The 11,635-nt window shown below is 70.4% G+C and carries 10 protein-coding genes; all 10 read right to left on the bottom strand.

The annotated features are described in order from the left end of the window. Positions 1–15: 15 nt before the first annotated feature. On the bottom strand, positions 16–1,182 hold the full coding sequence (ispG, locus tag RLT58_RS03750; RefSeq protein WP_311308937.1) for a flavodoxin-dependent (E)-4-hydroxy-3-methylbut-2-enyl-diphosphate synthase: 1,167 nt from the start codon (positions 1,180–1,182) through the stop codon (positions 16–18). Between the two features lie 4 nt (positions 1,183–1,186). Continuing rightward, positions 1,187–2,206: an adenosyl-hopene transferase HpnH gene (gene hpnH, locus RLT58_RS03755; RefSeq protein ID WP_311308938.1), complete on the bottom strand. Its 1,020-nt coding sequence runs from the start codon at positions 2,204–2,206 to the stop codon at positions 1,187–1,189. 5 nt (positions 2,207–2,211) lie between these two features. Further along, positions 2,212–2,871 (bottom strand): phosphorylase family protein, encoded by a 660-nt coding sequence (locus RLT58_RS03760; protein ID WP_311308939.1) that lies wholly within the window; start codon positions 2,869–2,871, stop codon positions 2,212–2,214. Next, positions 2,871–4,874 carry a squalene--hopene cyclase gene (gene shc / locus RLT58_RS03765; protein WP_311308940.1) on the bottom strand — a complete coding sequence of 668 codons (2,004 nt, stop codon included), beginning with the start codon at positions 4,872–4,874 and terminating at the stop codon, positions 2,871–2,873. Before shc ends, RLT58_RS03760 begins: the two co-directional genes overlap by 1 nt. A gap of 107 nt (positions 4,875–4,981) precedes the next feature. Beyond that, positions 4,982–6,085 carry a polyprenyl synthetase family protein gene (locus RLT58_RS03770; RefSeq protein WP_311308941.1) on the bottom strand — a complete coding sequence of 368 codons (1,104 nt, stop codon included), beginning with the start codon at positions 6,083–6,085 and terminating at the stop codon, positions 4,982–4,984. After that, positions 6,082–7,470, bottom strand: coding sequence for a hydroxysqualene dehydroxylase HpnE (gene hpnE, locus RLT58_RS03775; RefSeq protein ID WP_311308942.1), 1,389 nt, complete (start codon positions 7,468–7,470; stop codon positions 6,082–6,084). The genes RLT58_RS03770 and hpnE overlap by 4 nt, the downstream gene beginning before the upstream one ends. Positions 7,471–7,589: 119 nt before the next feature. Further along, entirely contained in the window at positions 7,590–8,510 is a 921-nt protein-coding gene (gene hpnD, locus RLT58_RS03780) for a presqualene diphosphate synthase HpnD (RefSeq protein ID WP_311308943.1), read from the bottom strand. Positions 8,511–8,539: 29 nt separating this feature from the next. Further along, positions 8,540–9,460, bottom strand: a complete 921-nt coding sequence (gene hpnC / locus RLT58_RS03785) for a squalene synthase HpnC (protein ID WP_311308944.1) — start codon at positions 9,458–9,460, stop codon at positions 8,540–8,542. 444 nt (positions 9,461–9,904) lie between these two features. After that, the gene (locus RLT58_RS03790) at positions 9,905–10,690 is read right to left on the bottom strand and encodes an ABC transporter ATP-binding protein (protein WP_311308945.1); all 786 of its coding nucleotides are present in this window, start codon (positions 10,688–10,690) and stop codon (positions 9,905–9,907) included. Beyond that, positions 10,683–11,612, bottom strand: coding sequence for an ABC transporter permease (locus RLT58_RS03795; protein ID WP_311308946.1), 930 nt, complete (start codon positions 11,610–11,612; stop codon positions 10,683–10,685). Before RLT58_RS03795 ends, RLT58_RS03790 begins: the two co-directional genes overlap by 8 nt. Positions 11,613–11,635 lie beyond the last annotated feature (23 nt).

Consider the following 11,635-nt stretch of genomic DNA (forward strand, 5'->3'; position numbering starts at 1 on the left):
CTCTCTGGTCCTGTCTCAGCTCACGGTGACGGCGGGGACCCCCGATGGTGTCCCGGCGGCGTCCATGCCCTCGGCGATCTTGAGGGCTTCCTCGATGAGGGTCTCGACGATCTTCGACTCGGGCACGGTCTTGATGATCTCGCCCTTGACGAAGATCTGCCCCTTCCCATTGCCGGAGGCCACACCCAGATCGGCCTCACGGGCCTCACCCGGACCATTGACGACACAGCCCATCACAGCCACCCGCAACGGCACCTCCATACCCTCCAGACCCGCACTCACCTGGTCCGCGAGCTTGTACACATCCACCTGCGCCCGCCCGCACGACGGACACGACACGATCTCCAGCCGACGCTGCTTCAGATTCAACGACTCCAGAATCTGCAGCCCGACCTTGACCTCCTCCGCCGGCGGCGCCGACAACGAGACCCGGATCGTGTCCCCGATCCCCTCACTCAACAGCGCACCGAACGCCACAGCGGACTTGATCGTGCCCTGGAACGCCGGACCCGCCTCCGTCACACCCAGATGAAGGGGATAGTCGCACTGCGCGGCCAGCTGACGGTACGCGTTCACCATCACGACCGGATCATTGTGCTTCACCGAGATCTTGATGTCCCGGAACCCATGCTCCTCGAACAGCGACGCCTCCCACAGCGCCGACTCCACCAACGCCTCCGGAGTCGCCTTCCCGTACTTCCTCAGCAACCGCGCATCCAGCGAACCCGCGTTCACACCGATCCGGATCGGAGTCCCCGCGTCATTCGCCGCCCGCGCGATCTCCTTCACCTTGTCGTCGAACTGCTTGATGTTCCCCGGATTCACCCGCACCGCCGCACAACCCGCGTCAATCGCCGCGAACACATACTTCGGCTGGAAATGAATATCCGCGATCACCGGAATCTGCGACTTCGAAGCAATCGTCGCCAACGCATCCGCATCATCCTGCGTCGGACACGCCACCCGCACGATCTGACAACCCGAAGCCGTCAACTCCGCGATCTGCTGCAGAGTCGCACCGATGTCCGACGTACGCGTCGTCGTCATCGACTGCACCGAAACCGGCGCATCCCCACCGACCGCCACCGACCCGACCTGGATGCGCCGCGAGGGGCGGCGCACCGCGAGCGGCCGGGCCGGCAGCTCGGGGAGACCCAGTACGACTGGTTCTCCGTCGGTCATCAGATCACCGGTTCCCGCCGACGGTCTCCCGCGCGGCCCGCAGGGACTCCTTGAGCGAGCCCATGGTGGCCAGGACGGCGGTGGGCTCGTAGCCGCAGTGCGCCATGCAGTTGGCGCAGCGCGGGTCCTTGCCCCGGCCGTACTTGTCCCAGTCGGTCTCCTCGATGAGCTGCCGGTACGTCGGGACGTACCCGTCGCTCATCAGGTAGCAGGGGCGCTGCCAGCCGAACAGCGAGTAGTTCGGGATGGCCCACGCCGTGCACGGGAAGTCCGCCTTGCCCTCCAGGAAGTCCAGGAAGAGCGGCGAGTGGTTGAGGCGCCACCTGGCCCGGTTGCCGCCCGCGAAGGACTTCTTGAACAGCTCGCGGGTCTGCTCGACACCCAGGAAGTGCTCCTGGTCGGGCGCCTTCTCGTAGGCGTAGGCGGGCGAGATCATCATCTCGTCGACCTTCAGGTCGTCGTTGAGGTAGTTGAGCACCTCGATGATGGTCTGCGGGGTGTCGGTGTTGAAGAAGGTGGAGTTCGTGGTGACCCGGAAGCCGCGCCGCTTGGCCTCCTTGATCGCCGCCACCGCCTCGTCGAACACCCCTTCCTTGGCGACCGACTCGTCGTGCCGCTCCCGCAGCCCGTCGATGTGCACGGCGAACGCGAAGTAGGGCGACGGCGTGAACTTCTCGATCTTCTTCCGCAGCAGCATCGCGTTGGTGCAGAGGAACACGTACTTCTTCTTCGCCACGAGCTGGCGGACGATTTCGTCGATCTGCGGGTGCATCAGCGGCTCGCCGCCCGCGATGGAGACCATCGGGGCGCCGGATTCGAGCACCGCGCCGACGGCCTGGGCCACCGGCATGCGCTGCTTGAGGACTCCGGCCGGGTGCTGAATCTTCCCGCAGCCCTCACAGGCGAGATTGCAGGCGAACAGCGGCTCCAGCTCGACGATCAGCGGGAACTTCTCCCGCCTGCGGAGCTTCTGTTCGGCAAGGTACGTCGCAACCTTGATGGTCTGACGGAGTGGCATGGCCATCTAGCTCACCTCCTGGGGAGCAGCAAAGATCGGTGCCATTCATAAAAAGCCGGTAGTACGGCACGAAGAACGCGGAATGCCGATATTCCACCGCGGACCGTGCCGATGCGGACGAGCTCATGCTCTGGAGCGTCCACGACCACCCGTACGGCCGCAACCGGGCGGGGCCCGGAGCGCAGGGCGGTGCGCAGAGTGGCGGCGGACTCCATGTCCACCGCGATCGCCCCGGTGGCCCGCAGCTCGGCCCGCTCATGCCCGCGTACGACATGGTCGGAGCCGGTCAGCGGACCGGTGTGGACGGTACGTCCTGGTACGGCCCTGGCCAGCGCTTTCGCCAGCAGATCCGTACCGGTACAGGGGGCCGACGCCCCGGCTGCCCGGGTCTCGTCGGCCACCACCAGGTCGCCCGGGTGCATCCCGGGCGCCAGCCCGGCGCAGAACCCCGAGGCGATGACCGCGGTGCCCGGTGCGGCGTCCGCGCCCAGTGCGCGGGCCACGGCCGCTTCGGCCGCCTTGGGCCCCATGCCCGTACGCAGCACGGTCACCGGGCCCGGGGCGGCGCCCGCCCTCGCCCTGCCGGTGCGCAGGGCGAGCTGTTCGATGCCGAGCGCGCAGGCGATCAGCAGCGGGGCGGCGGGGCCGTCCGGCCCCCGGGCATCGCCCATCAGGCCCCCTCGGGCACGGCCGTGCGGCCCGCGAACGGGTCGCCGTGCACATACCGGCCGAGCGCGGTCAGCGGGAAGACCTGCCGGTAGAGGTGGTAGTTGATGGAGAAGTCCCACGGGAAGCCGGTCCCGGTGAAGTACGGCTCGTCCCAGGAGCCGTCCGCCTGCTGGGTCTCGGTGAGCCAGGCGACGCCGCGTGCCACGGCCACGCTGTCCCGCCGTCCCGCGGACAGCAGGGCGAGCAGCGCCCAGGCGGTCTGCGACGCGGTCGAGGCCCCGTGGCCGATCCACTTCTCCTCCTTGTACGAGCGCAGGTCCTCGCCCCAGCCGCCGTCGTCGTTCTGGACGGACTCCAGCCAGCCGACCGCGCGCCGGATCGAGGGGTGCGAGACGGGCAGCCCCGCGGCCACCAGCGCGGGCACCACCGACCCGGTCCCGTAGACGTAGTTGACGCCCCAGCGCCCGAACCAGCCGCCGGCTGCCTCCTGTTCGGCGAGCAGCCACTCGATGCCCCGCCGGGTCGCGGGGTGGTCGGACTTCCCCTCGATGGCGAGCATCTCCACCACATGCCCGGTGACATCGGCGGACGGCGGGTCGATCACCTCGCCGAAGTCGCAGAAGGGCAGCCGGTTGGGAAACGGGCTGGTGTTGTCGGCGTCGAACGCCCCCCACGCGCCGTTGCGGGACTGCATCCCGACATTCCAGCGCACCCCGCGCTCGATGGCGGCCTCGATGCGGGCGGGCTCGGGGTGACGGACCCGGCGCAGCGCGAGGACCACCTCGGCGGTGTCGTCGATATCGGGGTAGTTGTCGTTGTGGAACTCGAACGCCCAGCCGCCCGGCTCCAGTCGGGGCCTGCGCACCGACCAGTCGCCGGGCCGGTCGATCTCCTCGGCGAGCATCCAGTCCGCCGCCTTCACGAGCGCCGGGTGGTCGGGGCTGAGCCCGGCGTCGGCGAGCGCGATGGTGGCGAGGCAGGTGTCCCAGACCGGGGACTGGCACGCCTCGATCATGCGGGCGCCGTCCTCGCGCCACACGGCGAACCGGTCGAGCGATTCGAGCCCGGCCCGCATCACCGGGTGGTCGAGGTCGTAGCCGAGCAGATGCAGGGCGATGACCGAGTAGACGGCGGGCGGCTGGATCCCGCCCCAGCAGCCGTCGTTCTCCTGGCGTTCGATGATCCAGCGGGCGGCGGCGTTCATGGCGATCCGGCGCAGTCTGCGCGGCGCCACCCGGTGGTAGAGGTGCAGCGCCTTGTCGAGGCGCTGGAAGAGACCGTCCCAACTGGCCGCAGGGGCAGGGCGCCTGGGCGGATTCGGCACGTCGGGGTCGGTGTGCAGCTCGTCCAGGGCGAAGGGGGCGGGCCGCACCGGCCGCTTCGCGGAGACGACGGTGAGCGGCACGATGGTCTGGCGGGCCCAGCAGCCGAAATCGTAGATATTGAGCGGGACCCACTTGGGAAAGAACATCAACTCGGGCGGCAGCTCCGGGAGATCGTCCCACTTCCACCAGCCGAACAGGGCCAGCCAGATCCGGGTGAAGACCCGGCTCGCGGCGATCCCGCCCTGCTCACGGACCCAGCCGGCGGCGCGGGCCATGTGCGGCTCCTCGGGCCGGTCACCGGCCAGCCGCAGCGCCACGTACGCCTCGATGGTGGTGGAGAGCTCCCCGGGACCGCCGTGGAAGGTGGCCCAGGTGCCGTCGCCCAGCTGCTCGCCGCGGATGAAGCGGCCGGCCGCCTCGACCGTGGCGGGGTCCTGGATTCCGAGGAACTGGCGGAGCAGCAGGTCCTCGGCGTCCATGGTGACGTTGGTGGCGAGGTCGCCCTTCCACCAGCCCTGCTCGTCCTGCCTGCCGAGGAGATGCTCCACCGAGCGTTCCGCGGCCCGCCGCGCGGCGGCCAGTACGTCGTCCGCGGCGATGGTTGATTCGGTAGTCGGTCTACTGGCCGAGGCTGCGCGGGGGTCAACAGCCCCGGTGCTTCCGTCGGTCGTCGCTGTCATGGCTTCCCCTTCGTGCAGTTGGTCCTCTGCTGTGCTGGGGTCTCCGTCGGCCGGCGCCCGTGCGGGGCACCGGCCGGCGACTGCGAGTCATATGGACCAGATGGTGATCATCTCTTTCGTACGACGACGAAGTCCGCGAGCGCCGTGAGCTGCGCCCGCACGGTTTCCGGCATGTCGACACCGTGCAGCGCCTCGATGGCGACCGCATGCTGACGACGGGCCTCCTGGGCGGTCCACTCGCGGCCGCCCGCCTCCTCGATGAGCGCCGCACGGGCGGCGAACTCCTCTTCGGAGAAGCTGTCGAAGTCGCTGCTCTTGGCGTCCTCGGCGAGCAGCTCGCCCAGACGCTCCGAGGCCGGTCCGCCCGCGGCGAGCGCGGCGACGACCGGCAGGGACTTCTTGCGCTGGCGCAGATCGCTCCAGGTCTGCTTGCCGGTGGACTCCGGGTCCCCCCAGATGCCGAGCAGGTCGTCGACGGCCTGGAAGGCGAGCCCGAGGTGGTAGCCGTACGCCTCCAGCACATCGGCGGTGCGGTCGTCGGCGCCGCCGAGCACCGCGCCGATGGAGCAGGCGCAGGCGAGCAGGGCGCCGGTCTTGTTGCCCTCCATCTCCAGGCACTCCTCGACGGTGACCCGCTCGCGGTGCTCGTAGGAGATGTCCTGGGCCTGCCCGTCGATGAGCTTGCGGGTGGCCGAGGTCAGCCGGCGGGCCGCGCGGCCCGCCTCGACGGTGCCGATCTCCAGCAGCACCTCGTTGGCCAGCGCGAAGAGCGCGTCGCCGACGAGGATCGCCTGGGCGGGACCATGCACCTTCCAGACCGTGTCGCGGTGGCGGCGCTGCTCGTCGCCGTCCATCAGGTCGTCGTGCAGCAGCGAGAAGTTGTGCACGAGTTCGACGGCCACGGCGCCGGGGATGCCGGCCTGGGCCGCGGCTCCGGCGGCCTCCGCGGACAGCAGGGCCAGCGCCGGGCGGACGGCCTTGCCGCCGTCGCCGTCGGCAGGCCTGCCCTGGGCATCGATCCAGCCGAAGTGATAGGCGGCCACGGTGTCCATGGGCGGTGCGAGCCGGTCAACGGCGGCCCGGAGCACCGGCGCGGAAAGGGCCCGTCCGCGCTCCAGAAGCGCGGTGACGTCCGTGGTCTGCGCCACGGTGTCGGAAGCCGGATTCACCGGGGTCACTGACTCTCCTCTTGTTCCGGTGGTACTGCTCATGCCGCCTCCTGCAGCGGATGTTCGTGGGGGCGGCCGAGCGCCAGGAGTGCGGCGTCCGCGGCGCCGGCACCGCTGCGGACGGCGCCCTCCATGGTGGCGGGCCAGCCGGTGGCGGTCCAGGCGCCGGCCAGGAAGAGGTCGGGTGCGCGGGTGCGCGTCCCGGGCCGCAGCCTGCCGACACCCGGGGCGGGCGCGAAGGTCGCCGTGCGCTCGCGGGTGACGAAGAAGTCCCTGATGCCGGCGGACCGGGCGGCCGGGAGCAGCCGCTCCAGTTCGGGCAGATAGCGGGCCCGCAGCTCGGCGACGGGCAGCTCGATCTCCTCGCCGGCCGCGGACTGCGAGATCGCGAGGTACTGGCCGGGTCCGGTGAGGCCGGAGGCCTCCGTACGGTCGAAGACCCACTGGACCGGTGAGCCGAGCGCGGCGAAGAACGGCCGCCGCAGCACCTTGCGGTCGTAGACGACGTGCACGTTGAGGATCGGCGAGGTGCCGATCTCCAGCAGCCGCTCGGGGGCGTCGAGCGCGCCCTCGGGCAGCAGGTCGTGGGTCTCGCGCTGGGGTACAGCGAGCACGACGGTGTCCGCCTCGATCCGTTCGGCGCCGGTGTCGACGACCCAGCGGCCGTCGTCGGTGCGGGTCAGCGAGTTGGCCTTCGTGCGCAGTTCGGTGCGGACACCGGCGGAGTCGAGCGCCTTGCGGCTCAGCGTGTCGTGGACGTCGCCCAGCGGTACGGCGGCCCAGCCGATGTCGGCGGCGCCGGGCTCGGAGAGCAGGCCGGTCTTGAAGACCTTCGCGGCGAGCGCCAGCGAGGAGTTCGGCGCGGTGGCGTTGAGGGTGGCGACGCCGACCAGGTCCCAGAGGGCCTCGATGGTGCGGTCGGACTGGCCGTGCCGGGCGAGCCAGCTGCCGAAGTCGGTGTCGTCGAGTGCGGGGTCGTCCGGGTCGAGCCGGCCGAGCGCCAGCGCGGCGCGTCCGACGCCCGCCCGCTCGGCGAGCGAGAGGTGCGGGTACGCGGCGAGTCCGGCCGCGAGGTGGAAGGGCACCGGGAGCGCGTTGCGGCGCAGCCGTCCCAGCCGGGGGCCCGAGGGCCGTCCGACGTCGAGAACGGGCACGTCCAAACGGTTTTGCAGGGGTGCGAGCCGGGTGCCCTCGACCCGGTCGAGGAACCAGCGGTAGGCGGTGCAGCAGCGCAGGTAGACGTGCTGGCCGTTGTCGACGGTCAGCTCGCCGCGGCGGAAGGAGAAGGCGAGGCCGCCGAGCCGGGGCCGGCCTTCGAGCAGGGTCACGTCAAGCCCGGCGTCGGCCAGGCGGAGGGCGGAGGTGATGCCGGCGAGTCCGCCGCCGATCACGACCGCGCGGGAGGAACGCGGCGCGTCGTCGCTCATGCGTCCCCCTCTCGACGGCTCTTTTCAGTCAGGGACGCAGCCCCCCGGCCGGGGGTTGCCCGCCGCCCGGACTGGTGATCCTTGATGCACATGGTGCGCGAGATGTCCGTGAGACGCATTCAGACACGCCCTCGGGCCGTGCGCCGCGAGATGTGGCGGGCGTCGAGGCCGGACAGTCCGCGCACCGCCACGTACGCCTTCTCGTGACCGGGCAGCGAGACCCGGCCGCGCAGCACCGCCTCCGGGTCGCGCTCGATCCGGTCGAGGAGTCTGCGGTAGATCCCGGCCATGGCCGCGACGCACGCACCGCTGCGCCGGTCGAGCATCGGCAGCAGCCGGTAGCCCTCGGCGAACAGGGCGCGGGCCCGCCGGACCTCGAAGTGGACCAGTCCGGCGAAGTCGGAGCCGGGGGGCGGGGTGGCCCGGTGGAAGCCCGCGGAGCAGCCGAACTTCGCGAGGTCGTCGGCGGGCAGATAGGTGCGGCCGTTGCCCGCGTCCTCGCGGACGTCGCGCAGGATGTTGGTCAGCTGGAGCGCGAGGCCGAGTGTGTCGGCGTACTCCGCCGCCCGCTCGGCCCCGGGCGCGCCCGGCTCCGTACCGAAGACGCCCAGGCTGAGGCGGCCGATGGCGCCGGCGACGCACCGGCAGTAGACCTTGAGGTCGTCCCAGGTCTCGTAGGTCGCGCCGCGCACGTCCATCAGCACGCCGTCGATGAGCTCGTCGAGCCCTTCGAGCGGCAGCGGGAAGCGGCGGGCGGCGTCCGCGAGCGCGACGGCCACCGGGTCGGTGTCGTCCTCGTCGACCGCGCCGGCGCGGACCCGGTCCAGCAGGGTGCGGGTGCTCTCCAGGCGGACGCGCTTGGTCTCCGGCTCCAGCTCGCCGTCACCGATGTCGTCGACACGACGGGAGAAGGCGTACAGGGCCGACATGGCCTGCCGCTTCTCGGCCGGCAGCAGCCTGATGCCGTACGCGAAGTTACGCGCCTGCTGTCCGGTGACCGCCTCGCAGTAACTGTATGCGGCCTGTACCGGTGCCGACATGTACGTCGTCTGTCCCTCCACGGTCCGGCTCACCCCTCTCTACGCGCTCTTCGCAAGACAACTCCCACCTCGCGCAGCAGGCTGGGCTTGGTGGGTTTGGGCGGTCCGGGCAGTACGTCGAACCCGGCGGCCGCGATCGCGGTGAGGGCGGCACGCCCCCCTCCCACGAATCCGGCGAGAAGCAGCTTGAGCCTGCCGTGGACGCTACCCACCAGGGGGGTGCCTTCATTCAGCAGATCCCCGGCGCGTTCCGCCTCGTAGGCAATCAGTGACCGCACCGCCGCGCCCCCGGAGGGGGCCGCCAGGTCGGATTCGGCGACATGGAACCTCGCCATGTCGTCGGCCGGCAGATAGATCCGGTCGCGGCCGAGGTCCTCGGTGACGTCCTGGAGGTGCTCGACGATCTGCAGTGCGGTGCACACGGCGTCGGAGCGGCGGACGCGCTCGGGACTCTCGGTTCCGGTGAGCTGGAGGACCAGGCGGCCGACGGGGTTGGCGGAGAGCTCGCAGTAGGCGAGGAGCTCCTCGTACGTCCCGTAGCGGCGGACCTTCTGGTCCTGCCGGTTGGCCTCGATGAGGCCGAGGAAGGGTTCGGGGGTGAGCGGGCAGCGCCGCACGGTGGGGCGCAGCGCCTGCATCAGGGGGTGCTGGGGGCTCTCGCCGGTGGTGGCGAAAACCCGTCGCAGATCGCGTTCCAGCGCGTCCAGCATCGCGAGCCGGTCGTCGCTCTGCGCGGCGTCGAGGCCGAGGTGGCGGGCGTCGGCGCCGCCGGGGGCGAGGTCGCCGTCACCGATGTCGTCGACGAGGCGGGCGAAGCCGTAGACGGCCATCAGGTCGCCGCGCCAGGCGCGCGGCAGGAAGAAGGGGGCCACCGGGAAGTTCTCGTCGGCCGCCTTGTCGAGGGTTCCGGGTACGGCGGAATCGAGCCGCGCCTGCCGGGCACGGGTCACTGCGGACCGCCCTGCGCGGGGACGGCGTGAGCACCTCGGAGCTGGAGATCTTCCGTCATAGCCGTCACATCTCCCGTTCTACACTGCTGACACAAAACATCCCATTCCGGACACGCCGCCCGCCCTCCCGAGTGCGGAGGACGGCTACGGGCCGTCCGCCCAGGCGGTATCGCCCCACTTGCCACGAATCAGCACCGGTACAGCTTACGTTGTACAACGCTCATCCATACGCCGGGGTGCGGGGCGCGAAACAACTCCGCGTAGGTCCGTGCCAACTTTCCCCCCGCTCAGGGGGATTGACGTCATCCGGCGGGAGGAGATCTTGCCGGCCGCCGTACGACGAGGCGTGGAGGTCCGGGCCCCGGTCCATGATCCGGACACACACCGCGGCCCCCGCCGGAAGGATCCGGCGGGGGCCGCTGCGCTGCGCGGGGCCGAGGCGCCCTACTTGCCGGTCTCCCGCTCGTAGGCCTTGAGGACCTCGTCGGTCGGGCCGTCCATCAGCAGCTCGCCCTTTTCCAGCCACAGCACACGGTCACAGGTGTCCCTGATCGACTTGTTGCTGTGGCTCACCAGGAAGACCGTGCCGGCCTCCTTGCGGAGCTCCCGGATGCGCGCCTCGGAGCGGATCTGGAACTTGCGGTCACCGGTGGCCAGCGCCTCGTCGATCATGAGGACGTCGTGGTTCTTGGCGGCCGCGATGGAGAACCGCAGCCGGGCGGCCATACCGGAGGAGTACGTGCGCATCGGCAGGGTGATGAAGTCGCCCTTCTCGTTGATGCCGGAGAAGTCGACGATCTCCTGGTACCGCTCGCGGATCTCCTCGCGGCTCATGCCCATGGCGAGCCCGCCCAGCACCACGTTGCGCTCGCCGGTCAGGTCGCTCATCAGCGCGGCGTTCACCCCGAGCAGCGAGGGCTGGCCGTCCGTGTAGACCTTGCCGCTCTCGGTGGGCAGCAGACCGGCGATGGCCCGCAGCAGGGTGGACTTGCCGGAGCCGTTGGTCCCGATGAGGCCGATGGCCTCGCCCCGGTAGGAGGTGAAGGTGACGCCGCGCACGGCGTGCACCTTGCGGACCCCGCGCTCCTCGGCCTTGTCCCGGCGCAGTATCCGGCTCAGTGCCGCGGTGGCGCCGCCCTTGCCACCGCCGCCGCCGTTGACGCGGTACACGATGTGCACGTCGTCGGCGATCACGGTGGGGACGCGCCCCGCGGTGTTGTCCTCAGCCACGGCCGTACCGTTCCTCTGCCTTCCAGAAGTACACGAAGCCCACGATGCCGACCAGGACGGACCAGGCGAGCCCGACCGCCCAGACATGCGACGGCAGGTTCTCGGAGCCGTATCCGTCGATCATCGCGAACCGGATCAGGTCCATGTAGATGGCCGCCGGGTTGTACTGCAGTACGTCGCCGATCCAGGCCGGCTTCGACGCCAGCATCACCGGGATGGAGAACATGACGCCGGACGCGTACATCCAGGTCCGCATCACGAAGGGCATCAGCTGGGCCAGGTCGGGTGTCTTGGCCCCGAGCCGCGCCATGACGAGCGCCAGCCCGGTGTTGAAGAAGAACTGCATCGCCAGGGCGGGGACCACCAGCAGCCAGGACAGCCGGGGATAGCTGCCGAAGGCCACCGTCACCGCGACCAGCACGATCATCGAGTACAGCAGCTGCTGGAGCTGCTGGAGCGAGAACGAGATGGGCAGCGAGGCGCGCGGGAAGTGCAGCGCCCGGACCAGTCCGAGGTTGCCGGAGATCGCGCGGACCCCGGCCATCACCGAGCTCTGGGTGAAGGTGAAGACGAAGACCCCGGTCACCAGGAACGGGATGAAGACGTCCTGGGTCATCCCCTTCTTCGTGCCGAGGATCAGGCCGAAGATGAGGAAGTACACCGCGGCGTTCAGGAGCGGGGTGGCCACCTGCCAGAGCTGACCCAGCTTGGCCTGGCTGTACTGCGCGGTCAGCTTGGCCCGGGAGAACGCCATGATGAAGTGGCGCCGCCCGCGGAGCTGGCGGATGTACTCGAGGAGTCCGGGCCGGGCACCGCTGACCGTCAGACCGTATTTCGCGGCCAGCTCGGCCGCGCTCAGGCCGTCGTCGGCTGATGGCGGCTTGCTCAGCGCAACCGCACCATCACGGGTTGTGTCACTCACCAGATGAAACTCTCGTATTCAAA

Origin of the sequence: Streptomyces sp. ITFR-16 (genome assembly GCF_031844705.1) — a bacterium.
In the GTDB taxonomy this organism is placed as follows: domain Bacteria; phylum Actinomycetota; class Actinomycetes; order Streptomycetales; family Streptomycetaceae; genus Streptomyces.